The sequence below is a fragment of the Bradyrhizobium canariense genome (assembly GCF_018130465.1).
Classification (GTDB): domain Bacteria; phylum Pseudomonadota; class Alphaproteobacteria; order Rhizobiales; family Xanthobacteraceae; genus Bradyrhizobium; species Bradyrhizobium canariense_C.
Genome location: NZ_JAFCKJ010000011.1, coordinates 178,426 through 203,675 on the forward strand (window position 1 = coordinate 178,426; position 25,250 = coordinate 203,675).

Sequence of the window (25,250 nt, forward strand, 5' to 3'; positions counted from 1 at the left end):
AAAACTCCATCAGGCGATCATGGGTTGTGCGATTCGTGATGTCGGGCGTTCGGTCAGGCCGTCCGCGATCTCGCGTGCCGCCGAGAGCATGGTCATGGTGCGTTGCGCGAGTGCGGGAACGTCCGCGGAATGGTCGGAGCGGAAATGCGCGCCGCGGCTCTCGCGCCGGTTCCAGGCCGAGGCCGCCACGAGCAGGGCTGCCGTTGCCATGTTGCGGACCGCGATGCTCGTGGCCTCGCGTTCGAGCGCGGCAAAGCTGCGCTGGGCTTCCGCAAGCCCATCGCCATCGCGGATCACGCCGACATGCGCGCTCATCAGCGTTCGCAGCCGCTTCACGGCCGCAGTATCCGGCGCGCCGCCGTGCGGCGTCACTACGTCCGAAAGGCGGGCGGGCGAGGGGATGGTGCGGCCGGCGATGTCGTCGGCGATGCGCGCGGCGTAGACCACGGCCTCCAGCAGCGAATTCGACGCAAGCCGGTTCGCGCCATGTGCGCCGGAGGACGACACTTCGCCGCCGGCCCAGAGCCCGTCGATCGAGCTGCGGCCGCGATCGTCCACCGCGATGCCGCCCATGTGATAGTGCGCCGCCGGCGCGATCGGGATGGCCTGCGTGGCGGGGTCGATGCCGGCGGCGATGCAGCTTGCATGAACGGTCGGGAATTTGTCGGCAAAACGCGCACCCAGCGCCTGCCGCGCATCGAGGAAGGCGCCGCGCCCGGCCGCGATCTCGGCGAACACGCCGCGGGCCACGATATCGCGCGGTGCGAGCTCGGCGAGCGGATGGCGCGCCGCCATGAAGCGCTCGCCATGGCCGTTGATCAGCGTCGCGCCTTCGCCGCGCAGCGCTTCTGTGGCGAGCGGCGCCGGATCGCGGCCGACCATGATGGCGGTGGGGTGAAATTGCACGAACTCGGGATCTGCAATGACCGCGCCCACGCGTGCGGCGATCGCAAGGCCGGATCCGCCCGCCTCACACGGATTGGTAGTGACCGCATAGAGATGGCCGATGCCGCCGGTGGCGAGCACCACCGTGCGCGCGGTGAGCAGGATCGGCCGTGCGGCGAAATTGCCGGCTGCGCGCAATTGAAGGCCGGTGACGGCGCCGTCGTCGGTCAACAGTGCTTCGGCGACGAAACCTTCGATCAGTCGGATCGACGGCGTGCGTCGCACGGCATCGCCCAGCGCCGCGATGATGGCGGCGCCCGCGCCATCGCCGCGCACATGCACGATGCGCCGCGCCGAGTGTGCGGCTTCGCGCCCGACTGCGAGCCTGCCTTCGAGATCGCGGTCGAACGGCACGCCATAGGCGAGCAGATCGTGAATCCGCGGCGCGGCCTCGCGCGCGATCCCCAGTGCGACGGCTTGGTCGACGATGCCGCCGCCGACCGCGATCGTATCCGCGGCGTGCGCTTCCGGCGTATCGCCCTCGGCCACGGCCGCGGCGATGCCGCCTTGCGCCCAGGCGGACGACGCGCCCTGTCCGAGCGGCGCAGCCGAGATCAGCGTCACAGGCCGCGGCGCGAGCTTCAGTGCGCAAAAGAGTCCGGCGAGACCGCCGCCGACGATGACGACGTCGTCGGCGCTGCGGGTGAGGTCGTGGATGTTGTTTGTTGTCATAGCTTTCTCCAAGTTCTCCACCGTCGTCCCGGCGAAGGCCGGGACCCATACTCCGCAGCAGGAGTTGTTTGGTTGAGCTGCTCGACGTCGTTCTTCGTACCGACATCTTCCTGTGGTTATGGGTCCCGGCCCCCCGTGCGCAATTGCGCACTAGGCCGGGACGACGGCTGTGTGTGGTGCTAATTCTTCAAATTGATCATCCGCTCGACCGAGCGCCGCGCGCGTTGCGCGAGCGCGGGATCGATCGTGACCTCTTCACGAAGCGTCAGCAGGCTCTCCAGAATGTTGGCGAGCGTGATGCGCTTCATGTGCGGGCAGATGTTGCAGGGGCGCAGCATCTCCACATCGGGCAGCTCGGCCCGCACATTGTCGGCCATCGAGCATTCGGTGATCATCACCAGCCGCCGCGGCCGCCGCTCGCGCACCCAGTTGATCATGTGCGCGGTCGAGCCCGTGAAGTCGGCCTCGGCCAGCACGTCCGGTGGGCATTCGGGATGGGCGATGATCTGCACGGAGGGGTCGGCCTCGCGGTAGCTGCGCAGCTCGGCGCCAGTGAAACGCTCGTGCACCTCGCAGGCGCCCTTCCAGGCGATGATCTTCACGTCGGTCTTCGAGGCCACGTAAGTGGCGAGATATCGGTCCGGAAGGAAGATCACGCTCGGCACGCCGAGGCTCTCGACCACCTGCACCGCGTTCGACGAGGTGCAGCAGATATCGACTTCGGCCTTCACTTCTGCGGAGGTGTTGACATAGGCAACGACAGGCACGCCGGGAAATTTTTCGCGGAGCAGGCGAACGTCGGCGCCGGTGATGCTGGCGGCGAGCGAGCAGCCGGCGCGCGTATCGGGGATCAGCACCGTCTTGTCCGGATTGAGCAGTTTTGACGTCTCCGCCATGAAGTGCACGCCGCACTGGACGATGATGTCGGCCTTCACCTTGGTGGCTTCGACCGCGAGCTGGAGCGAATCGCCGCCGATGTCGGCGACGCAGTGGAAGATCTCCGGCGCCTGGTAATTGTGCGCGAGGATCACCGCGCCCCGCGCCTGCTTCAGCTCGTTGATCGCCTTGATCGTCGGGGCCATCAGCGGCCATTCGATCGGCGGGATCACATGTTTTACGCGCTCGTAAAGCGGCGCAGTGGCTCGCTCGACCTCCGGCGTCCATTCCAGCGAAGGCATCGGCAGCGGAGGTCCGGTTCGCGCCTCGGCCCGGGGCGAGGTGATGACCTGGCCCTGCGGCCGGTTGGCAAAGTCGTCGGGGCCGTAAATTCCAGTTAGCGGCATCGAAGCCTCCCGTACATGTTAGTTATACTCAAGATGAGCATATAAGGAGCCTGAGAAATCCGGCCGAGAGGCCGGGTGGATCATTCTATATGCTCACTCTGAGCAAATCAAAGATAACACGCCGCGGAGAGAGCCGCTAGATCCTGCCGCACACATTCCCGTCAAGTCGCGACTTGCTTCGCCCGGCGAGGTCTCGGCGAAACGCAATGCTCCGGCGGCAGCCCTTCGTGGAACGCAATCATTTTTGACTTGGGGTTTTCATGCATCTGCATTAAACGCCTCTTCCGCGGCTACCTATTCCGGATCCGCCAACGACAGACGAGGAACACCATGTCGACGCAGATGGGCGAATTCGGTCCGGTTTCGCGTTCCTCCTCGTGGCGCACGCCGGCGATCATCATTCTCTGCGGTTGCGCGATCGGGATGCTCGGCTTCGGCCCGCGCTCGGCGCTGGGCTTCTTCGTGCAGCCGATGAGCCATGAATATGCCTGGGGCCGCGACGTGTTCGGCCTCGCGATCGCCTTCCAGAATTTGCTGTGGGGACTGGGCCAGCCCGTCGCCGGCGCGGTCGCCGATCGCTTCGGCCTGTTCCGGGTGATGTGCGTCGGCGCTCTGCTCTATGCCGGCGGCTTGCTGCTGATGCGCTATTCCTCGACGCCGCTGTCGCTGAACATCGGCGCTGGCGTCATGGTCGGCTTCGGTCTGGCCGGCTGCTCGTTCAATCTGGTGCTGTCGGCATTCACCAAGCTCTTGCCGGCGGAGAAGCGCGGCCTTGCGCTCGGCGCCGGCACTGCGGCGGGTTCGTTCGGGCAGTTCCTGTTCGCGCCGATCGGAGTGGCACTGATCGATAATTTCGGCTGGCAGCAGGCGCTCACCGTGTTCGGCTTCCTGATGCTGCTGATCATCCCGCTGTCGCTGGCGCTCTCGACGCCGCCGGTCGCGAGCACAGCAAACACGGCGCCTGCGGACGAGCAGACCTTCACCAAAGCGCTTGCGGAAGCCTTCGGCCATCGCTCCTACGTGCTGCTGGTGCTCGGCTTCTTCACCTGCGGCTTCCAGCTCGCCTTCATCACGGTGCATCTACCGGCCTTCCTGGTCGATAGCGGCATCTCCACGCAAACCGGCGGCTGGGTGATCGCGGCGATCGGCCTGTTCAACATCATGGGATCGCTGAGCGTCGGCTATCTCCAGAACAGCCTGCCCAAGCGCTACATCCTCTCGACCATCTATTTCACCCGCGCGCTGGCGACGCTTGCCTTCATCTCGTTCCCGATCACGCCGTTCTCGGCGATTGCGTTCGGCGCGATCTCCGGCCTGACGTGGCTGTCGACTGTGCCGCCGACCTCGGCGCTGGTCGCACTGATGTTCGGCACGCGCTGGTTCGCCACCCTCTATGGCTTCGCCTTCGTCAGCCATCAGGTCGGTGGCTTCCTCGGCGTCTGGCTCGGCGGCATCGTGTTCGAGCGGTTCGGTTCCTACACGCCGATCTGGTGGCTCTCGATCCTGTTCGGCGTGCTCTCGGCGCTGATCAATCTTCCGATCGTGGAGAAACCGATCCAGCGGGCGGTTGCGCAGCCTGCCTGATCGGCTAAACATCGCCTGAAACAAGTCAGGGAGTTTTGCTGTGGCCACGTTCAAGGCGATCCGGATCGACAAGGCGGACAAGGGCACCACCGCGCAGTACACGCAGTTCGACGAAGCCGAGCTGATGGAAGGCGACGTCACCGTCCGCGTGGAATGGTCGACGTTGAACTACAAGGACGGCCTCGCGCTCACCGGCAAGGCGCCGGTGGTGCGCCGCTTCCCGATGATTGCTGGCATCGATTTCGCCGGCACGGTCGAGCAGTCCTCGCATCCGCAATGGAAGGCGGGCGACAAGGTCGTCTGCACCGGCTGGGGCATGGGCGAGACCCATCTCGGCGCCTATGCCGAGAAGGCGCGGGTGAAGGGCGACTGGCTGGTCGCCTTGCCGCAGGGCTTGTCGGCGCGCGACGCCATGGCGATCGGCACCGCCGGCTTCACCGCGATGCTGTCCGTGCTGGCGCTGGAGAAGCACGGAGTGTCGCCGAAGAGCGGTCCGGTCGTGGTGACGGGCGCGGCGGGCGGCGTCGGCTCGGTTGCGACCGCCGTGCTCTCGAAGCTCGGCTATCACGTCATCGCGTCCACCGGCCGTGCGTCCGAAGCGGACTATCTGAAAGAGATCGGCGCGACTGAGGTGATCGACCGCAACGAATTGTCGGCGGCCGCCAAACCCATTGCCAAGGAGCGCTGGGCGGGTGGCGTCGACAGCGTCGGCTCGACCACGCTCGCCAATCTCCTGTCGATGACGAAGTACGGCGGCGCGATCGCGGCGTGCGGCCTGGCTGGCGGCATGGACCTGCCGTCTTCTGTCGCACCCTTCATTTTGCGCGGGGTGTGCCTTCTCGGCATCGATTCCGTGATGTGCCCGATCGAGCCGCGGAAAGCCGCCTGGCAACGCCTGGCGTCCGATCTGGATCGGACAAAACTAGCTGAAATTACTCACGAAATTCCGCTTTCCGAAGTTTCGGAGTGGGGCGCGAAAATCCTGGCCGGCCAGGTCCGCGGTCGCATCGTGGTAAAAATTGTCTAACGTCGTTCAGACTTTACCAACCAAGCTGCTTCAATGTCGCCATGGTTAGTATGGTAAGCAGCGGGTAAAGAGATAAGGCATAGCCCGCTGCGGGTTGGTTCGGAGTTGAGCATGCTTGCGCGTATTGTGTTGGGGGCGGTCACGGCGGCAGCGACGCTGGCGCCGGCCATTGCTGGAAGCATGAACGCCGACGAGGCGCGCCGCTTCGTCGCCGGGAAGGTGTTTGCTTTCACCTGTTTTGACGGCACCCGCGGCGCGGGCCGCATCATGGACGACCTCGGCGCCGCCGGCGCCGTGCAGTTCTCCGGCGCAGGTCCGGTGAAACATCTCCGCCTGCCCGGCAACACGCTTCAGATTCGCGGCCAGAACGTCTGCGCCTCGATCAAGGGCATTCCGTTCGAGCCCTGTTTCAACCTCGAAAAGACCGACGATCGCAGTTTCCGCGGCTCGGTGTCGGGGATGGGCTTCGCTTATTGCGACTTCCATCACCAGGGCGGCAACCAGATGCTGATGGCGCGCGCCGCCGCACGGCCGCGCTCGCTGCGCACCTCGGAACACACGGGTTCGGTCGGCGCGACCAACACCGAAGTCGCTGCGCGCGTCGAGACCCCGCGCGTCGAGAGCAGCCGGCTCGAGCCGGTGAAGCCGGAAGCCAAATCGGAGCCCGCTGGGAACGACGCTCCGCTGGAGCTGCGCCGCTCGACCCAGTGAGTTGGCTGCGCAGGACAGCCCGCGCACTTTGTCGTTGAGAGCTGCCATCGAACACGAAGCCGCCGCGCCGTAGTCATACGGACGGCGGCTTTCATGCGTTGGTAGCTGTTCGCGTCCCAGTTTGCGTACGGCCGGGGGGCGCGGCCCGATAAAAGGGTTTCAACGATGTCGCTGTACTTCTTCCGTATCAGCACGGGCCGCTATTCCGGCGCTGCCGATCAGCCATATGAGTTCGAGGATCGCGCCGCGGCCTGGACCGAGATGACCGAGGTCTGTGCCAATTTGCTCGGCGCCATCTCGCGCAGCCTGAAGCCGAACGCCGAATGGCGCATGGAGCTGCTCGACGAGAACAAGAAGCCGGTCTTTCGTATCAGTCTCGTCGGCGAGAGCCACCCGCTTCCCAACCGCATCGACTGATCTCCGGGGCGAGCGCGCGGCCATCGCGGCGGATATCCTCGGCACCGTGCGCATCGCCTGGCATTCCTATCACTGCGTGTGATTAACTTGTTAAGTGCGCGTACCGTGCTGAATTTCAAGGTGTTTTCTCGCCGATCCCGTATTTCCACGGCAGTCGTTGTTAACCGGATTGGAATGGCTGTCGCTTACTTTTTGGGCAAGGGCGATCAACGCCAGGGCGGCCGACAATGATTTGGCTGTGCATTTCTCAGGAAAGCGTGCCCCCATGTTGAGCCTCGTTCAGAATTTGCGGATCGGTACCAAACTGGCGATCGCTTCGGCGTTCGGCATTGTTCTTGTCGTCGCCATGATCGCGGGCCAGATCAGCGGCAACGGCAATATCCGCCGTTCCAACCAGGCCGCCTTCGGACAACAGGAGCTGGCGCGGGACGCGATGGAAGCCAAGCTTTTGGTGCGCGGCATGCAGCTGGCCACTCGAGATATCCGTCTCGCCAACAATCCGAGTGAATTGCAAAAAGCGAGCGAGGCTCTGGCCGAGCGGTCGAAATCGCTGAACGGCGCCGTCGATGCCATGCTCAAGCTGACGCACTCCGCGGAAAATCGCGCGCGTATGGAAAAGCTCAAGAGCTTGTCTGCGGACTATGCGAAGGGCGCGCTGCAGAGCGCCTCTGTTCGCAGCGAGGCCCTCGCCCTGGCGGCTACGGATCCGGCCCGCGCCGCCAAGATTTCCGAGGAAGGCGCGCGCCTGGCCCGTGAGGTGACGCTGCCGATCGCCGCACAGCTCGACACGTTGACGAGTGAGATAGCCGATTTCGCCAAGCACAGAAGCGACGAAGAGATCAGCGTCGCGGCGGCGGAAACGGCCGCGAGCGAGCGTCTCGGCATGGTAGTTGGCGCGTGCGCCGTGCTCGTCCTCATTGGTTCGTGGCTGATGTCCTTCCTGACCATCGCGCGGCCGATCAGCGCGCTCACCGTCGCCATGGACAAGCTTGCCGGCGGCGATTTCTCCGTGGTGCTGCCCGGGCTCGGCCGCAGGGACGAGGTTGGCGGCGTCGCCGCAGCCGTCGAGAAATTCAAGATCGTATCCGAGCAAAAGGCGCGCGAGGAAGCCGAGGCCAAGATCAGGCAGGACCAGGCCGCAGCCGCGCAACGCAAGGCGGAGATGCACAAGCTCGCAAACGGGTTCGAAGCCGCCGTTGGCGAGATCGTCGATACCGTCTCCTCCGCCGCGACGGAGCTCGAAGCCTCGGCCTCGACGCTGACCTCGACGGCGGAGCGTGCACAGGAGTTGACGACGATGGTGGCTGCGGCCTCCGAGGAGGCCTCGACCAACGTGCAGTCGGTTGCCTCTGCAACGGAAGAGCTGTCATCTTCGATCACCGAGATCAGCCGACAGGTGCAGGAATCGGCGCGGGTCGCGAGCGAGGCGGTAACCCAGGCCCGAACCACGACCGACCGTGTCGGCGAGTTGTCCAAGGCGGCGGCTCGCATTGGCGACGTCGTCGAGTTGATCAACACCATCGCCGGCCAGACCAACCTCCTGGCGCTCAATGCCACCATCGAGGCGGCGCGCGCCGGTGAGGCCGGCCGCGGCTTTGCCGTGGTGGCTTCCGAGGTCAAGGCGCTCGCCGAGCAGACCGCGAAGGCGACCGGCGAGATCGGCCAGCAGATTTCCGGCATTCAGGCAGCGACGCAGGACTCGGTCAGCGCCATCAGCGCCATCAGCAACACCATCGAAAAGCTGTCCGAGATATCGTCCACGATCGCGGCGGCCGTCGAGGAGCAGGGCGCGGCGACGCAGGAGATTTCCCGCAACGTGCAGCAGGCGGCGGAAGGCACCCATCAGGTCTCGTCCAACATCACCGACGTGCAGCGCGGCGCGGGCGAGACCGGATCGGCGTCCTCGCAGGTGCTGGCGGCGGCGCAGTCGCTATCCGGCGACAGCAACCGCCTCAAGCTCGAGGTCGGCAAATTCCTCGACACCGTGCGCGCCGCCTGACAGCGGCATCGCGCGCAGTTGCAAGCCGAACGCGAGATCGACTCCGTCTGCGAAGCGATGCTGCGTCCGCGCAAAGGATCGACGTCAACCACGTCACCTCCGCGAATTCGCGAGGTGTGTTTCGATTGCGCGGGATGGTTGCGGGAATCCGCAGTTTAAGCGGCATATTCAGTATTTCTACCTAAGCCGTGTCGCCTCGCACTTAACGTTAATGGAAAGTTCGCAGACTAGTCTCCCGGCTGTTCACGCGCTTCGTCGCGGCATTGCGTATCCCGAGGATGTTTTCGATGATGTTCATTCAGAATCTGCGAATTGGCACCAAGCTCGCCATCACCTCGGCGCTGACCATCGCGCTCGTCGCGCTGATGATCCTCCTCCAGATGAGCGGAGGTGCCGAGGTCCAGAAGCTCAGCAATGGAGCATCAGGACAGCAGGCGATCGCGCAAAACGCCGCGGAAGCGAAGGCGTCGGTGCGGGGGATGCAGATCGGGATTCGCGACATCCTGACGTCGAGCTCGCCGACCGAGATGCAGAAGGCCGCCAGCTATTTCAACGACCGGCAGACGGCGGCCCTGAAGTTCTCCGGTGAAATGGCAAGGCTCTCGCAATCGCCGGAGAACCACAAGCGTATCGACCGGCTGACAGTGTTGATCGGCAACTTCCAGAAGGGCGAGCAGCAGATCGAGGCGATCCGCAAGCAGGAGCTCGCGCTCGAGTCGAAGAAGGACGGCGAAGCGGCGACGCAATTGGCAAAGCTGACCGCTGAGGTCGACCGCATCCGCAAGGAGAGTTTGGCTCCGATCAACGCGGAAATATCGGGACTTGCAGACGAGATCACCAACTTCGCCAAGCAGAAGAGTGCAGAGGCGCGCACGGCTGCGGAAGCAGAGGCTGCGTCCGTTGCGCGGACGTCATTCATCGCAGGCGTGCTGGTCGCGCTCGTCCTGATCGGCGCCTGCGTCTTCTCGATCTTCAGCATTGCCCGTCCCATGCGCGCGCTGACCGCCGCGATGGAGAAGCTCGCCGGCGGCGACTTCGCCGTGGTGCTGCCGGGCCTCGGCCGCAAGGACGAGGTCGGCGGCGTTGCCGGTGCCGTCGAAAAATTCAAGACCGTATCCGAGCAGAAGGCGCGCGAGGAAGCGGAAGCCAAGATGCGGCAGGACCAGATCGCGGCCGAGCAGCGCAAGACCGAGATGCGCAAGCTTGCCGACAGTTTCGAAGGCGCCGTCGGCGAGATCGTCGGAACGGTGTCGTCGGCCTCGACCGAGCTCGAAGCGTCGGCCACGACGCTCACCTCGACCGCCGAGCGCACGCAACAGCTCACGACCGTGGTTGCAGCAGCCTCGGAGGAAGCCTCGACCAACGTGCAGTCGGTGGCGTCGGCAACGGAAGAGCTGTCGTCTTCGATTACGGAGATCAGCAGGCAAGTGCAGGAATCCGCGCGTGTGGCAAGCGAGGCCGTCGGCCAAGCGCGCACCACGACTGAGCGCGTCAGCGAACTGTCGAAGGCCGCGACGCGGATCGGCGACGTGGTCGAGCTGATCAACACCATCGCGGGCCAGACCAACCTGCTGGCGCTCAATGCGACCATCGAGGCGGCACGTGCCGGCGAGGCCGGCCGCGGCTTCGCGGTGGTCGCTTCCGAGGTCAAGGCGCTGGCCGAGCAGACCGCGAAGGCGACCGGTGAGATCGGCCAGCAGATCGCCGGCATCCAGAGCGCGACCGAGCATTCGGTCGGTGCCATCAGGGACATCAGCAACACCATCGAGAAACTGTCGGAGATCTCCTCGGCCATCGCGGCGGCCGTCGAGGAGCAGGGCGCGGCGACGCAGGAGATTTCCCGCAACGTGCAGCAAGCCGCGGAAGGCACCCATCAGGTGTCGTCCAACATCACCGACGTGCAGCGCGGCGCGAGCGAGACCGGCTCGGCATCGTCGCAGGTGCTGGCAGCCGCGCAGTCATTGTCCGGCGACAGCAACCGCCTCAAGCTTGAGGTCGGCAAGTTCCTCGGCACCGTGCGCGCCGCCTGACCCGGCCGCCTCCATCAATCATCCGCCGACTGCAACCATCGCGCGAAGACGCACGGTGGTTCGCATGCGTTCCGCAGCGCGAAGAGCCGCACGGTTAACCTTCCGGAAAACCGATGCAGTCATGATCTCCGCAATATTCCGGGTGCCGAGTCGCCCTCCTTGTATTGCGTATCGATCGTTTGGAGCACATTCATGAGCGGCCTTTCCATCCGTCTGACCCACAAGGTTATGGCGATCGGACTGTTCGGCCTGGTCGGTCTGGTCGCCTTCGGCGCGATCTATGAGATCGGCAGCCTCTCCCAGGACACGTCCCGCGAAGTTGCCAACCGGGCTCGTGCGATCGCCGATCTGGAAAAGCAGCTCTCGATCGAGATGCTGGAGGCCCGCCGCAATGAGAAGAACTTTCAGCAGCGCCGCAACGAGAGCTACGCCAAGGCGCATGCCGAATTGATCGGCCCGATCAATCGCGATTTCGACGAGGTCGAGCGGCTGATGGCGGCCGGCGGCATGAGTGCGCTGTCCGACCGGATGAAGCAGGCCCAGGACGGCTTCAAGCGATACGCGTCGGACTTCGGCAAATTGGTGGCCGCGGAGACCCGGCTCGGCCTGAACGAGACGCTGGGCCTGTCCGGCTCGCTCCGCGCCGCGGTGCACGACATCGAGGCCAAGCTCAAGGAGATCGACGATCCCAGGACCACGAGCTGGATGCTGATGATGCGCCGGCACGAGAAGGACTTCATGCTGCGGCGCGATCAAAAATACACTGTCGAGATGAAGAAGGCCGCAGCCGAATTCTCCAAGGCGATAGAGGTCGTCGCAGTCCCTATGGCGGTGATGAACGACATCACGGCCAAGCTGCAGAAATACCAGTCCGAGTTCGCTTCCTGGGCGGAGACCGCGCAGCAAACTGCGGCCCTCGATGCCAGCATGATGAAGACGTTTCGCGAGCTCGAGCCCGTCATGGCGGAGGCGCGGAGCGCCGTCGAGGCCATGCACAAGCGCGCTGATGCCGCCGAGGCCGCGACCCGTGATGCCGTACGTCTGTGGATGATGGTCGCTTTCGGCGTCACCGTCGTCGTGCTCGCTGCGGTCGGCTTCCTTCTGGGACGTTCGATCTCGAAGGCGCTTGCCGGCATGGTCGGTGCGATGACGCGGCTTGCGCGCGGCGAGCTTTCGATTTCCGTTCCCGGCATCGGACGCAGGGACGAGATCGGCGAGATGGCCGGTGCCGTCGAGGTGTTCAGGACCAGCATGGCGGAGGCCGAGCGGCTGCGCACCGAGCAGGTCGAAGCTGAGGCGCGCGGGCGCCAGCAGCGCAAGGCCGACATGCAACGGCTCGCAGACAATTTCGAAGGCGCGGTCGGCGAGATCATCGAAACCGTGTCGTCGGCGGCAACCGAGCTCGAGGCCTCCTCGAACACGCTGACGCAGGCCGCCGAGCGCGGCAACGGGCTTGCCACCGCCGTGGCGACCGCCTCCGAAGAGGCCTCCGCCAATGTGCAGTCGGTGTCTTCCGCGAGTGAGGAAATGACCTGCTCGATCTCCGAGATCAGCCGTCAGGTGCAGGAATCGGCGCGTGTCGCCGACGTTGCGGTCGGGCAGGCCCAGCGCACCAATGCGCGCGTCGCCGAGCTGAGCAGGGCCGCCTCCCGCATTGGCGACGTGGTCGAGCTGATCAACACCATCGCCAGCCAGACCAATTTGCTGGCGCTCAACGCGACGATCGAGGCGGCGCGGGCGGGCGAAGCCGGCAAGGGCTTTGCCGTAGTCGCGACCGAAGTGAAGGCGCTCGCCGAGCAGACCGCGAAAGCCACGGGCGAGATCGGCCAGCACATCGGTGCGATCCAGAGCGCGACGCAAGACTCGGTCGGAGCGATCAAGGAGATCGGCGACACCATCGCGCGGATGTCGGAGATTTCGTCGACCATCGCCGCCGCGGTCGAGGAGCAGGGCGCCGCCACGCAGGAGATCTCCCGCAACATCCAGCACGCCGCGCACGGCACCTCCGAAGTCTCGGCGAATATCGGCGACGTCCAGCGCGGCGCAGGCGAAACCGGGGCTGCCTCGGCGCAGGTGCATTCGGCAGCGCAATCGCTCTCGCAGGAGAGCAATCGGCTGAAGAGCGAGGTCGCGCGCTTCCTGGAGTCGGTGCGGGCGGCGTGACCGCGGCCGCCTCGCTCGTATGTTGCGGCGCAAGCGGTCTCGCTCGCGTCGCAGTATGAGGTGGCTGGGCAGCTGCAACAGATGGTTGCAGGAGAAATAATGACTGTCAGGGCCGTCCCGTAGTTTTACGTAGGTTCCTGTTAACGCCTGTTTGCAACTATGGGCGCAATCTCACGGGATAAGAACCAGCCAGCATTGTTGAACTGACCTCCGTCTCGCCATCGTCATGGCGATCGCGGCGCAGGTGATTTGCGCGTTGCTAGGTATCATCGGGATTTGTCGTGATGTCGAAACTGTCGATCGTCTTCAAGCTTCTGGCCGTGCTGTCTGTCCTCGTTCTTTCGCTCGCCGGTGTCGGCGTGACGGCGATCGGCACCATGCAGAACATCAATTCCCACACGGTCGAGATCGCGGAGAGCTGGCTGCCCAGCGTGCGCGCGCTCGGCTCGCTTCGCGCGGACATCAACGAGCTGCGCGTCGCGCTTCGCCTGCATCTGATGCAGGACACCGTTGAGGGTAAGGACGCCGCCGAGAAGCGCCTCGCCTCGCTGCGCGAGCGCATCGACCAGACCCGCAAGGTCTATGAGCCGCTGATCACCACCGCCGAGGAGCGCTCGCTTTACGGGCAATGGACCAAGGCGTGGGGTGAGTATCTGAACGGCGTGCAGGACGTGATGGCGCTGTCGCGCAAGGGCGTTGGACGTTTCCCGGCCGACGCCAACGAGTTATTGCAGACCAAGGTCGCGAAGATGGCCCAGGCCGCCGACCCCCTGCTCCAGAAGGGCATTGAGCTCAACAACCGGGGCGCCGAGCTGGAGACGAAGCAGGCCGCCGACAGTTACGCCATGATCTTCCGCGTGCTGGTCGGCATCATCGTGTTCTCGGTCGTGATCGCGATCGGTGCCGCCTATTATCTCGTGCGCGACGTTTCTCGTGGCATTGCCTCAATCATCCGCCCGATGCAGTCGCTCGGCGAGGGCGACCTTTCGGCCGAGGTGCCGCATCGCGGCGAGCGGACCGAGATCGGCTCGATGGCGGATGCGCTCCAGATCTTCAAGGAGGCGCTGATCGCCAAGAAGGGCGCCGACGAGGCCGCTGCGCGCGACGCCGAAGCCAAGATCGAACGTGGCCGCCGCGTCGACGCCATTACCCGCAAATTCGAAGCCATGATCGGCGAGGTCGTCGGCACCGTCTCCTCGGCCTCGACCGAGCTCGAGGCCTCCGCGTCGACGCTGACCAACACTGCGCAGCGCGGACAGGAACTCGCGACCGTCGTCGCAGCCGCCTCCGAGGAAGCCTCGACCAACGTCCAGGCGGTGGCATCCGCTTCGGAGGAGCTGTCGTCCTCCATCACCGAGATCAGCCGGCGCGTGCAGGATTCAGCGCGAATGGCCGCGGAGGCCGTCGAGCAGGCGACGCGGACCAACGACCGCGTCAACGCGCTGTCGCAGGCGGCGTCCCGCATCGGCGACGTCGTCGAGCTCATCAACACCATCGCGGGCCAGACCAATCTGCTGGCGCTGAACGCGACCATCGAGGCCGCGCGTGCCGGCGAAGCGGGCCGCGGCTTCGCGGTCGTCGCCTCCGAGGTCAAGGCGCTGGCGGAGCAGACTGCGAAAGCGACCGGTGAGATCGGGGCGCAGGTGGCGGGCATCCAGGCGGCGACGCAGGAATCGGTCAGTGCCATCCAGGAAATCGGCGGCACCATCGAGAGGCTGTCCGAGGTGGCTGCGGCCATCGCCGCCGCCGTCGAAGAGCAGGGCGCGGCCACGCAGGAAATCTCGCGGAACGTGCAGCAGGCCTCGGTCGGCACGCAGGAGGTCTCGTCGAACATCACCGACGTGCAGCGCGGTGCGATCGAGACCGGCGAGGCCTCGAACGAGGTGCTGTCGGCGGCGAAATCGCTGGCGACGGACAGCACCCGTCTCAAGGTCGAGGTCGCGCAATTCCTGGAATCGGTTCGCGCGGCCTGATCCTCACGTGCTCGTCTGCGGAGCCGGCGGCGGTGCGACCTGCCGCCGGAACAGGATACGCTGGTAGAGCCAGCCGATCGCGACCAGCACGATGCCGAGGCACATGAACGACAGCGCGCGGTAGACGCCCGTCAGCGTCGACATGTCGATGACGAAGGCCTTCAGGATCGTCAGCGCGATCACGCCGGCCGACGCCAGCCGCGCCCGCTCGGAATTGACGAGGACGCCGACGCCGAGCAGCACCACGCCGAAGCCGAGCCAGCCGATCGAATAGGTGTACTGCTCGGCGCCCGTCGTCACCCCGGTGGAGAGGATCGGGCCGTGGTAGAAGCGGCGGATCTCCAGCGTGACATAGGTAAGCGCGAACAGCAGCGCGCCGCCCGCAATCGTGTTGGCGTAGGCCTTGCCGCGTTCGCCAGCCACGGCATAGGACAGCAGCAGCATCAGCACCGCCGGAAGCGCATAGCCGAGCAGCACCAGGTTGAACACGGCGCCGCCGACGTCGGCGCGCCACAGCAGCGGGTTCTCCAGGATCAGCAGGCCGAACACGCTGACGACCCCGGCGATCGCCGTGAGCACGACCGCGCCGACATTGTGCACGACGCTGCGGCTGCGCAGCCGCAGACGCTCCAGCCCGATCGCCATGGCGAGCGTGACGCAGACTTGCAGCGCGCATTCGAGCAGCGACGGTGCCGACGTCATGCCGCCGCCGGTCGCAAAATGCCGGATCTCCATGAAGGCGAGCAGCGCGGTGAACAGGATCGCGGCGCTCTCGACCATGCGCAGCGGGGCGTCGTCGCCGCGGCGGCGCAGGAACAGGCTCGCCGCCCAGAACGATGCCGCCGGCAGGCCGTAGCCCCACAACAGCCAGTTGAAGATCGGCGTGGTTCCGACGGCGTCGCCGACGATGCGTGGATCATAGCCGATCCGCGCGGTGACGATGCCTGCGAAGACGGCGGCCAGCCAGCGCAGGAACGGGATCGGCCGCTGCATCGAGATCCAGGCGGTGCCGAGCGACATCAGCGCCAGTGCGATCGTGAGCCAGCCCTTCTCCAGCGCAAACGTCAGCGCCAGCGCCAGCGCACCCAGCGTGCCGGTCGCGAACAAGGCAGTGGAGATCATGGCGCCCGGCCGCGTCTCGCGGCGCGCAAGGGCTTCGGTGGCAGCGCCAAAGGCGGCGGCGAGCAGCACCGCGAGAATGGCGAACGGGATCGAGCGGTCGAGGTGCGCGATGCGCGCGTAGAGCGCGACCAGGATCGCGATCGGCGTCGCGACACCCGCGACCGACCACACCACCGGAATGATCGCCGAGTTCGAACGGCCTTGCGCGAGGAAGCCCGCGATGCCGAAGCCGGCGGCGAACATCGCCGCCATCGCCAGATGCAGCGTCACCGCGCTGTCGATCGCTGTCGGCGCGATGCCGGCCATGGGGCCGCCCGGCAGCACCAGCATGTCCGGATTGGCGCGCACGGCCCATTCGGCGAACACGATGAAGACGGTCGCGGCGGCGGCGCCGAGCGCGCCGGTGGCGGCCGGCGCGCGCCAGGCGACAAGCAGCGTCGCGCCGACGAGCAGCGTGAAGGCGATCAGCGCCAGGTCCGCATGCGCGCTCGACAGCACGATCAGCATCGCGCCGAACAGATAGGCACCGAGCGAGCCTGACGAGACCGGCTCGATCTCACCGTCCTCGATGGTCGGGCCGAACATGATGCCGCAGACGACGAGAAGAGCGGCAAGAACGAAGCCTGCGATCACATGGAAAGCGTGCGGCGCGACCTGCAAGTCGCCGGCATCGAGACCCGGGAAGATCCAGAGCACCGCGAAGGCGATTGTGGTGACCGCAAGCCAGCGCCACAGCCGGATGCGGGCAAGGCCGAAGCTCGCGGCGGTGACGATGGCGAGATAGATGTAGAGCGCCCAATAGTCCGGCTTGTCGCTGGAGACGAGGATTGGCGTCACGAAGGCGCCGACCACGCCGAGGCCCGCGAGCGCGGGCCCGTGCAGGAGCGCTGCGGCCAGCGTGCCCAGCGCGACGAGGCCGAGCAGCACGAAGGCGGTCGCGGGCACCAGGAAACCATAGAGCGCGTAAGCCGCGTAGATGGTCGCAAACGCCACCGCCGTGCCGGCCGCGGTGAGGATCGCGGGAATGTTGGCGATCGGAAGCGCGGCGATGTTGGAGATGCTCTCCTTGCGCCGTGACCACTCGCCGGCGCCAAGCAGCGCCAGCGCGAACACGCCGCCAAGGAACACGCGCACGCCGGGGCCAAGGAGGCCGGCCTCGATCGAATAGCGCACCATGAAGAAGCCGCCGAGCGCGAGCGCAAGGCCGCCGATCCACACCACCCAGCGCGTGCCGAGCCGTTCCTCGAAGCCGGGTGCGGGCGCGGGCAGCGGCGGCGCATCGGCCTCGGTGCTCGCTTCGAGCGGGGGCGGTGAAACATCTTCGGTGACGAGCGGGGGCGGCGCCTCGGCTTCGGGCACAAGCGGCGGCGGCGGTGCGGAAGTCGTTGCGGGCGTTTCGGCCCGCACCGGCGCGGGCATCAGCGGCGGCGGCTGCACGTGCCGTTGTGCGGAAAACATCTCTTCGAGCGAGCTCAGCCGCCGGCGCAGCTCGGCCGACTGGTTGGAGGCCTTGATCGCGATCAGGAAGGCGATGATCGCAATGATCAGCGCGAAAACGTCAAACGAGCCGTCGTACATGAAGCCTCCAGGCAACCGGCGGGCAGGGGCCGATCACGCAAATCCTAGGATCTAGCGCCGGGAGCGTACGCGCAAGCCCGGCGCGGGCCGCTCCTGGAGCACGTCGCGACGGAAGCGGTACAGCGCCGCCGGACGTCCGCCCGTCTGTGTCGACATCACCCCGGTCGGTTCGACCAGGGCTTCCATTTCGACCAGGCGGCGGAAATTTTGTTTGTGCAGGTGCCGGCCGGAGATCGCCTCCACCGTGTGCTGCAATTCGGTGAGTGTGAACTCGGCGGGCAAAAGTTCAAAGACCACAGGACGATACTTCAGTTTTGCACGCAGCCGCGCGATCGCTGTCGCAAGAATCCGGCGGTGGTCGAAGCGCATGGATGTGCCGAGCGCGGGCAGCGCCTTGCGCGCTAATGCCGCAGGGCGGCCGTCGCGCCGCGCTTCCTCGATCAGCCCGGCCTCGTACAGGAGCTCGTAGCGGTCGAGCACGCGCTCCTCGTCCCAAGTCGCGCCGTCGAGACCGAAATAGAACCGCACGCGATCCCGGCGCGGCAATGCGCGCGTCGTCTCCGGCGTCTCCTCTTCCGCCCACTCGGTCAATGCCGGGATGATGTCGCGCGCGATGATCGCGGGCGGCCCCTCGCGCCAGTCTTCCCAGGGCAGGAAGTGGTACCACGGCGCGAAGCTCGCACTCGTGGCCGCCAGTTCGCCGCCGACGGCGCGCGTCAGTGCGAGATAACCGATCGACACCATGTGCGCGCCGGTATCGCCGGCCTCGGCATGCCGGCCGCGATCGCCAAACGTGTAGAGCTGTTCGACATAGCCGAGCCGCAGGCCGGTCTGTTCCTCGACCCAGGCCCGCAGGCCGATCTCGAAGGTGCGATGGCTCGGCGCATCGAACGGGCCGAACGGCAGGCCGGCCAGTCCGTCACTGTCGCGCGCGGTGAGGATCTGCGGCTCGTGATCCTCGATCGCGACGATCGCGGCAGTCAGGCCGATCTCGATCGGCGTCAGCAGCTTTTCGCTCATGCGATGGCGATCGCAACTGTCATTCGAGCTCGATCACGAAGGGGCGGCCCTCGACCGTCATCGCGCCGGGGCCCATCTCGTCGAGTGCGCGCAGCATGCGGCCGTTGCGCCCCAGCGCACGGTCGGCAAGGCCGACGATGCGGCGGTTCGGCGAGGCGATCGGGGAAGCGGCCCGGATCTTCTTCGCGATCTCGGTCTCGTCGCGATCCGGATTGAGTGCGCACACGGCGGCAAAGGCGCTCGCGGTGGAACGGCTGATGCCGGCATAGCAATGCACCACCAGCGGCGCGCCGCGGTCCCAGCCGCGCACGAAGTTCAGCACCTGATCGATATGCATTTCCGAAGGCGCGACAAACCCGTCCATCTCCTCGATGATGTCGTCCATCGACACCTTGAGATGGTTGGCCGGCAGCACCGACACCGGTCGCTCCACCTGTTCGACATTGGCCATCACGGTCAGCACATGGCTGGCCTTGGTGAGGCGGACGGTTTCGGCAAGGGCGGCGAGAGAGCAGACGTGGATCATGGCGGCGGACCTTTTCGGCAGATTATAGCGAGCGTTGGTGGGGTGGGCAAAGCGAAGCGTACTCACCACTTTCGTCTCGTTTGCGAAAAATGGGCGGGCACGGCGCAAGGGTGCCCTTGCCGACCCTGCAGGACCTACGCAAACACCGCGCCAAACCGCTCCAGAAACTGCTTTTCGGCCCGGGCCGCCGTCCAGGGGGTGAGATAGTCGCGCCGGACGCTGTCGGAGAGGCCGGGATCCTTGCCGAACAGGCGCCTGGCCTCGCTTTCGCTGAATCCGGCAAGCGCGGTCGCCTCCAGATAGGCCGCGCCGCGATCGGCGGCCTTGATCGCCAGCGTGATCTCCTCCGGCAGCACCGGCGGCAGGCCAAAGCGGATGTGGATTGCGCCGAGCAGACGCTTCTCGACCGCCTTGTAATGGCCGTCCAGAACCGCCTTGAACGGCGAGATCATGTCGCCGATCACATATTCAGGCGCATCGTGCAGCAGCGCGGCAAGCCGCATGCGCTGGTCCACGCGCGGGTTCTCGTGCCGCATCACGGTCTCAACCAGCAGCGTGTGCTGTGCAACAGAGAAGATATGCGCGCCGGTGGTCTGGCCGTTCCAGCGCGCCACCCGCGCCAGCCCGTGCGCGATGTCGGCGATCTCGATATCGAGCGGGGAGGGATCGAGCAAATCGAGCCGCCGGCCCGACAGCATGCGCTGCCAGGCGCGGGATGCCACATCGCGTGACGACTTCTTGGCCGTCATTTGGACTTGAGGCGCGGCTTGCGCTGCGTCTTGCCGCAGCCCGCGTGACAATGGCAGTCGACGAGATGATCGTTGACCATGCCGGTCGCCTCCATGAAGGCATAGACGATGGTCGGGCCGACGAACTTGAAGCCGCGCGAGGCCAGCTCCTTGGAGACCTGCATTGAGAGCGGCGTCGAGGCCGGTACGCTCGCGGTGGTCTTGAAATGATTGACCTTGGGCCGTCCGTCCATGAAGTCCCACAGCAATTTCGAGAAGCCGGGGCCCTTCTCCATGATATCGAGATAGGATTTCGCGCTTGATATCGCGCCGTCGATCTTGGCCTTGTTGCGCACGATGCCGGCATCGTTCATCAGCGCGTGAACTTTCTTCTCGTTGTAGCGGGCGATCTTCTCCGGCTGGAAATCGTCGAAGGCTTTGCGGAAATTGTCGCGCTTGCGCAGGATCGTGATCCAGGACAGGCCGGCCTGGAAACCGTCGAGGATCAGCTTCTCATAGAGCGCGCGGTCGTCATATTCCGGCACGCCCCATTCGGTGTCGTGATAGGCGACGTAGAGCGGATCTTCGCCGGGCCAGGGACAGCGCGTCTTTCCGTCGGGATGCAGGCGAGGGGCTCGGCTCATGCGATGGGCTGCTTGGCAGGAATGCGGACCACGTCAGGTTCCGCGAGGCTCACAGCGAGGCCACCGGCAGTCAGCGCCTGTCCCGCGTCAAGCGCATCGGCGACGCGGTCGATGCGAACCAGCGCGATGCCCTTGCCCTGCGCCGACGAGCCCATCGTGCCGACCGACTTGTCGCCGGCCATGACGCTGACGCCGGCCTCCGGCGAGAAGTCATCGAGCAGCACCTTGACGCTGCGGGTGCGCGCGGTGCCGCGATGCTGCATGCGCGAGACGACCTCCTGGCCGACATAGCAGCCCTTGTCGAAATCGACGCCGGAAAGGCGGTCCATGTTGGTCTCGTGCGGGAACGCATCGCTGTACACGAAGTCGAGCCCGCCGCGCGGGACGCCGAGCGCGATGCGGTGGGCCTCGTATGCGGCGGCGTCGACGAGCTCGGCGCCGATGAGATCGGAGAGCTTCTGTTTGAGATCCTCGGGGATCAGGATGCGGTAGCCGAGGTCCTCATTGCGCGGATCGGCGAAGGCGAGGTCGGGCTGGGCCGCGGGCTTGCCGTCCCAGGCCGCGAGCACGCCGAGATTGTCGGTCAGGTTTTCCACCGTGACCTTGGCGCGCAGCTTGTAGAATTTCAGCTTGGTGGCGAGGCCGTCGGCAAGCGGCTTCGGGCAATCGATCAGGAACCCGCCGCCATGGCCGGCAGGTGCTTCCGTGATCAGGAAATCCACAATGATCTTGCCCTGCGGCGTCAGCAGCGCGCCGAATCGGCCCAGGCCCGGCTTCAGCTTGTCGACATCGGTCGTGACGAGGCCATTGAGGAAGTTGCGCGCATCCTCGCCCGCGACCTTGACCACGCCCCGGTCCGGAAGAAACGCTGATTTCATGCGAAAATCTCTTGCGACATGTTGCTGCGGAACGTAAGCCCGCAAGGATTAAACGACAAGACCTTGAGCCCTGCGCTTGGGGATGAAAGAGGCCTTCAGCCATGACCCAGCTTTTCGATGTGATCCTCAAAGGGGGCACCGTCGTCAACCAGGACGGCGAGAGCCTGCGCGACATCGGTATCGCCAATGGCCGCATCGCCGAAATCGGCGCGCTGTCGCAGGCTTCCGCCGCAGAGGTGATCGACTGCAAGGGCCTGCACATCCTGCCCGGCGTGATGGACACGCAGGTGCATTTCCGCGAGCCCGGGCTGGAGCAGAAGGAAGACCTCGAGACCGGCTCGCGCAGCGCCGTGATGGGCGGCGTCACCGCCGTGTTCGAGATGCCGAACACCTCGCCATTGACCGTGACGGAGGCCACCTTCACCGACAAGGTGACGCGCGCCCATCACCGCATGCATTGCGACTTCGCCTTTTTCATCGGCGGCACCCGCGAGAACGTGCAGGACCTGCCGGTGCTGGAGCGTGCGCCGGGTTGCGCCGGCGTCAAGGTCTTCATCGGCTCCTCGACCGGCGCGCTCCTGGTGGAGGACGACGAAAGCCTGCGCCGCATCTTCCAGGTGATCCGTCGCCGCGCCGCGTTCCACGCCGAGGACGAATATCGCCTCAACGACCGCAAATCGCTGCGCATCGAGGGTGATCCGCGCTCGCACCCGGTGTGGCGCGACGAGACCGCGGCGCTGATGGCGACGCAGCGCCTGGTCAAGCTCGCGCACGAGACGGGCAAGCGCATCCACGTGCTGCACATCTCGACCAAGGAAGAGATCGAATTTTTGCGCGACCACAAGGACGTCGCGTCCTGCGAGGCGACGCCGCATCATCTCACGCTCGTTGCGCCCGAATGCTACGAGCGGCTCGGAACGCTGGCGCAGATGAACCCGCCGGTGCGCGGCGCCGATCACCGCGCCGGGATCTGGCGCGGCATCGAGCAGGGCATCATCGACGTGCTCGGCTCCGATCATGCCCCGCATACGCTGGAAGAGAAGCAGAAGACCTATCCGGCCTCGCCCTCCGGAATGACCGGCGTGCAGACGCTGGTGCCGCTCATGCTCGATCACGTCAATGCCGGCCGCCTGTCGCTGGCAAGGTTCGTCGATCTCACCAGTGCCGGCCCCGCGCGCCTCTACAATATGGCCTGCAAGGGCCGCATCGCCGCTGGCTACGACGCCGACTTCACCGTCGTCGATCTCAAGCGCAGCGAGACCATCACCAACAAATGGGTCGCGTCCAAGGCCGGCTGGACCCCCTATGACGGCGTCCGCGTCACGGGCTGGCCCGTCGGCACCTTCATCCGCGGCCGCCGCGTGATGTGGCAAGGCGAACTCGTGACGGCCTCGCAAGGTGAGCCGGTGCAGTTTCTGGAGACGTTGAAGCAATAGGGATTGCAGGTAAGCGGCACAAGCGTTCCGCACTTCCGGTGTCGTCCTGGCGAAAGCCAGGACCCATTACCCCGACTGCATCTTGTGCGAAGATTGGTGGCTACACGTGTGCGCCACAACTTGATCCTGTGGTAATGGGTCCTGGCTTTCGCCAGGACGACGCTGAGGGAGGAATGCATGCCCCAACCGACACCCCTCATCACCACCGAGCAACTCGCAGCCCAGCTCGGCGATCCCAACCTGCGCCTCTACGACTGCACAACCTACAACGAGCCGGTGCCACCAGGCAGCGACGTGCCCTATCGCGCGGTGCCCGGTGACAAGACCTTCGCGGCCGGTCACATCCCGGGTGCCGATTTTCTCGACCTGCAAGGCGAGTTCTCCGACGCCTCCGCGCAGCAGTTCTTCATGATGCCTGATGTGGCCCAGTTAGAGGCCGCCTTCGGCCGCCACGGGCTCGATGCGTCCAAGTCCATTGTGCTCTACAGTATCGGCACCATGATGTGGTCGACGCGGTTCTGGTGGATGCTGCGCTCGCTCGGCGTCGACGCGCGGGTACTCGACGGTGGCCTCGACAAATGGAAGGAAGAGGGACGGCTGATCGTAACAGGCGCCCCGAAGGGCTATCCCGCCACGACCTTCAAGGCCACACCGCGCGCGGGCTTGTTCGTCGACAAGAATGCAGTGAAGGCGCGGCTCGGCGATCCCGCGACGGCAATCGTCAACGCGCTCGGTCCACAATTTCATCGCGGCCTCGAGCCGAGCCGCTACGGCCGGCCCGGCCGCGTTCCCGGTAGCGTCAACGTTCCCGCGGCAACCCTCACCAATGTCGACAAGACGCTGACGACGCTCGCCGATGCCGAAGCCAAATTCGTCGCGGCAGGCGTCACCCGCGACAAGAATGTGATCTGCTATTGTGGTGGCGGCATCTCGGCGACGATCGACCTGCTGCTGCTGACGCAGCTCGGCTACGACAAGCTGACGCTCTACGACGCCTCGATGGGCGAGTGGGCGAGGGATCCGGCGCTCCCGATCGAGACGGATGAGGCGGTCTAACCACCCGGAGGACAAGAAAAGTCCGGAACCTTTATCGCCAGTCTGCATCCAATGTCCGGAACGAAGCCAAACGAGCAGGTGACCGCCATGCCACGGACCGCAGCCGGCCTGTCCGCCGGCGCCAAGACTTCAAAAGTCAAAACTTCAGAAGTCAGGACTTCAGAAATCAGGACATTGGAAGCCGAACTGGTCGACCGGGCGCGGGGCCGTGACGAGGCCGCGCTGCGCGAGATCATGCAGGCCAACAACCGCAGGCTCTATCGTCTGGCGCGCGGAATCCTGCGCAGCGACAGCGAAGCCGAGGATGTGGTTCAGGAAACCTATGTCCGCGCCTTCACCCATCTCGACGGGTTCCGCGGCGAGTCCGGACTGTCGACCTGGCTGTCGCGCATCGCCATCAACGAGGCGCTTGGCCGGGCGCGAAGCGCCAGGCCGCATGTCGAGCTCGGCTCGGTGCCCGAAGCGATGCTCGATGCGCAGATCATAAAATTTCCCGTTTCTTCCGCAGGCGATCCGGAAAGGACCATGGCCCAACGTGAAATCCAGCGCGTCGTCGAGCGCGCCATCGATGAATTGCCGGACGTCTTCCGGATGGTCTTCGTCGCACGCGTCATGGAAGGAATGAACATCGAGGAGACCGCCGAGCTGCTGGGGGTCAAGCCCGAGACGGTGAAGACGCGGCTGCACCGTGCGCGTACCATGCTGCGTGAGAACGTCGAGAAGGAGATCGGTCCGCTGGTGCTAGATGCGTTCCCGTTCGCCGGGTGGCGTTGCGAGCGGCTGACCGTGTCAGTGCTGAAGCGGCTCGGCATCGGCGGCTGAAGTTTTTCGGGAACGTTTGCGCGATAGTCCCATCCAACGCCTGTGAAGCAACGCGCCGGCAAAACGTCCGGCAGCACAGGAGTGTCAAACCATGTTCGTTCGTTGGAGCGCGGCGATCGCCGCAGCAATCTTGTTGTCGAGCCCCGCGCTGCTGCAAGGCGCCAGAGCAGCCGACAAGCCGACCGATCCGCAGATCGCCCACATCGCCTACACCGCGGGCGTGATCGACATCAACGCAGCCAAGCAGGCGCAGAAGAAGGCCAGGAACAAGGACGTAAAGGCATTTGCCGAGGACATGCTGCGCGACCACGAGGCCGTCAACAAGCAGGCGCTGGCGCTGGTCAAGAAGCTGAACGTCACGCCTGAAGACAACGACACCAGCAAGGCGCTGTCGAAGCAGGCGAGCGACAAGCTGGCCGAGCTCGACAAGCTGGACGGTGCAGCCTTCGACAAGGCCTATGTCGCGAACGAGGTCGCCTATCACAAGGCGGTCAACGGCGCGCTGGAAACCCAGCTGATTCCGTCCGCTGGCAACGCCGAGCTGAAGAGCCTGCTGCAGACCGGCCTGAAGATCTTCCAGGGGCACCAGCAGCACGCCGAGCACGTCGCGGCGGAGCTGAAATAGGGAGAGGCGAT

The 25,250-nt window shown here is 65.5% G+C and carries 20 protein-coding genes; 12 read left to right on the top strand and 8 right to left on the bottom strand.

The genetic code is table 11. The features are described from left to right. Window positions 1-9: 9 nt before the first annotated feature. Together JQ591_RS26235 and nadA are read right to left on the bottom strand one after the other, a co-directional pair. Window positions 10-1,617 carry an L-aspartate oxidase gene (locus tag JQ591_RS26235; RefSeq protein ID WP_211398898.1) on the bottom strand — a complete coding sequence of 536 codons (1,608 nt, stop codon included), beginning with the start codon at window positions 1,615-1,617 and terminating at the stop codon, window positions 10-12. A 179-nt stretch (window positions 1,618-1,796) separates the two neighbouring features. Next, window positions 1,797-2,900, bottom strand: coding sequence for a quinolinate synthase NadA (nadA, locus tag JQ591_RS26240; protein ID WP_211398899.1), 1,104 nt, complete (start codon window positions 2,898-2,900; stop codon window positions 1,797-1,799). Between the two features lie 330 nt (window positions 2,901-3,230). On the opposite strand from nadA, the gene JQ591_RS26245 reads away from it, so the two are divergent. The 8 genes from JQ591_RS26245 to JQ591_RS26280 all read left to right on the top strand — a co-directional run bounded on the left by JQ591_RS26245 (window position 3,231) and on the right by JQ591_RS26280 (window position 14,804). Then, window positions 3,231-4,484, top strand: a complete 1,254-nt coding sequence (locus JQ591_RS26245; RefSeq protein WP_211398900.1) for an MFS transporter — start codon at window positions 3,231-3,233, stop codon at window positions 4,482-4,484. Window positions 4,485-4,524: 40 nt separating this feature from the next. Continuing rightward, complete coding sequence (acuI, locus tag JQ591_RS26250) at window positions 4,525-5,511, top strand: acrylyl-CoA reductase (NADPH) (protein ID WP_211398901.1); 987 nt, start codon at window positions 4,525-4,527, stop codon at window positions 5,509-5,511. 111 nt (window positions 5,512-5,622) lie between these two features. Then, window positions 5,623-6,222: a hypothetical protein gene (locus tag JQ591_RS26255; protein ID WP_211398902.1), complete on the top strand. Its 600-nt coding sequence runs from the start codon at window positions 5,623-5,625 to the stop codon at window positions 6,220-6,222. Window positions 6,223-6,387: 165 nt separating this feature from the next. Beyond that, window positions 6,388-6,639 (top strand): DUF6894 family protein, encoded by a 252-nt coding sequence (locus tag JQ591_RS26260; protein WP_211398903.1) that lies wholly within the window; start codon window positions 6,388-6,390, stop codon window positions 6,637-6,639. A 265-nt stretch (window positions 6,640-6,904) separates the two neighbouring features. Next, entirely contained in the window at window positions 6,905-8,638 is a 1,734-nt protein-coding gene (locus JQ591_RS26265) for a methyl-accepting chemotaxis protein (RefSeq protein ID WP_211398904.1), read from the top strand. Window positions 8,639-8,925: 287 nt separating this feature from the next. Continuing rightward, entirely contained in the window at window positions 8,926-10,668 is a 1,743-nt protein-coding gene (locus JQ591_RS26270) for a methyl-accepting chemotaxis protein (RefSeq protein WP_211398905.1), read from the top strand. A 192-nt stretch (window positions 10,669-10,860) separates the two neighbouring features. After that, window positions 10,861-12,831, top strand: a complete 1,971-nt coding sequence (locus JQ591_RS26275; protein WP_211398906.1) for a methyl-accepting chemotaxis protein — start codon at window positions 10,861-10,863, stop codon at window positions 12,829-12,831. A gap of 284 nt (window positions 12,832-13,115) precedes the next feature. Further along, the gene (locus JQ591_RS26280) at window positions 13,116-14,804 is read left to right on the top strand and encodes a methyl-accepting chemotaxis protein (RefSeq protein ID WP_211398907.1); all 1,689 of its coding nucleotides are present in this window, start codon (window positions 13,116-13,118) and stop codon (window positions 14,802-14,804) included. A 3-nt stretch (window positions 14,805-14,807) separates the two neighbouring features. On the opposite strand, the gene JQ591_RS26285 is transcribed toward JQ591_RS26280, so the two are convergent. The 6 genes from JQ591_RS26285 to JQ591_RS26310 form a co-directional block, all read right to left on the bottom strand. Beyond that, entirely contained in the window at window positions 14,808-17,504 is a 2,697-nt protein-coding gene (locus JQ591_RS26285; protein ID WP_211398908.1) for a DUF2339 domain-containing protein, read from the bottom strand. Window positions 17,505-17,555: 51 nt separating this feature from the next. Next, window positions 17,556-18,524 carry an NUDIX hydrolase gene (locus JQ591_RS26290; protein WP_211398909.1) on the bottom strand — a complete coding sequence of 323 codons (969 nt, stop codon included), beginning with the start codon at window positions 18,522-18,524 and terminating at the stop codon, window positions 17,556-17,558. A 19-nt stretch (window positions 18,525-18,543) separates the two neighbouring features. Continuing rightward, on the bottom strand, window positions 18,544-19,050 hold the full coding sequence (locus JQ591_RS26295) for a tyrosine phosphatase family protein (protein ID WP_211398942.1): 507 nt from the start codon (window positions 19,048-19,050) through the stop codon (window positions 18,544-18,546). Window positions 19,051-19,184: 134 nt separating this feature from the next. Continuing rightward, on the bottom strand, window positions 19,185-19,799 hold the full coding sequence (locus JQ591_RS26300) for a YfbR-like 5'-deoxynucleotidase (RefSeq protein ID WP_211398910.1): 615 nt from the start codon (window positions 19,797-19,799) through the stop codon (window positions 19,185-19,187). Then, window positions 19,796-20,422, bottom strand: coding sequence for a DNA-3-methyladenine glycosylase I (locus JQ591_RS26305; RefSeq protein ID WP_211398911.1), 627 nt, complete (start codon window positions 20,420-20,422; stop codon window positions 19,796-19,798). Before JQ591_RS26305 ends, JQ591_RS26300 begins: the two co-directional genes overlap by 4 nt. Then, a complete protein-coding gene (locus JQ591_RS26310) occupies window positions 20,419-21,300 on the bottom strand; it encodes a YgfZ/GcvT domain-containing protein (protein ID WP_211398912.1) in 882 nt (293 codons plus the stop codon). The genes JQ591_RS26305 and JQ591_RS26310 overlap by 4 nt, the downstream gene beginning before the upstream one ends. 101 nt (window positions 21,301-21,401) lie before the next feature. Between JQ591_RS26310 and JQ591_RS26315 the strand changes: the two genes are divergently transcribed. The 4 genes from JQ591_RS26315 to JQ591_RS26330 all read left to right on the top strand — a co-directional run bounded on the left by JQ591_RS26315 (window position 21,402) and on the right by JQ591_RS26330 (window position 25,239). Further along, entirely contained in the window at window positions 21,402-22,736 is a 1,335-nt protein-coding gene (locus JQ591_RS26315; RefSeq protein ID WP_211398913.1) for a dihydroorotase, read from the top strand. Between the two features lie 177 nt (window positions 22,737-22,913). Continuing rightward, complete coding sequence (locus JQ591_RS26320) at window positions 22,914-23,792, top strand: sulfurtransferase (protein ID WP_211398914.1); 879 nt, start codon at window positions 22,914-22,916, stop codon at window positions 23,790-23,792. Between the two features lie 87 nt (window positions 23,793-23,879). Beyond that, on the top strand, window positions 23,880-24,614 hold the full coding sequence (locus JQ591_RS26325) for an RNA polymerase sigma factor (protein WP_211398915.1): 735 nt from the start codon (window positions 23,880-23,882) through the stop codon (window positions 24,612-24,614). Between the two features lie 91 nt (window positions 24,615-24,705). Beyond that, window positions 24,706-25,239 (top strand): DUF4142 domain-containing protein, encoded by a 534-nt coding sequence (locus JQ591_RS26330; RefSeq protein ID WP_211398916.1) that lies wholly within the window; start codon window positions 24,706-24,708, stop codon window positions 25,237-25,239. The last annotated feature ends 11 nt before the right edge of the window (window positions 25,240-25,250 follow it).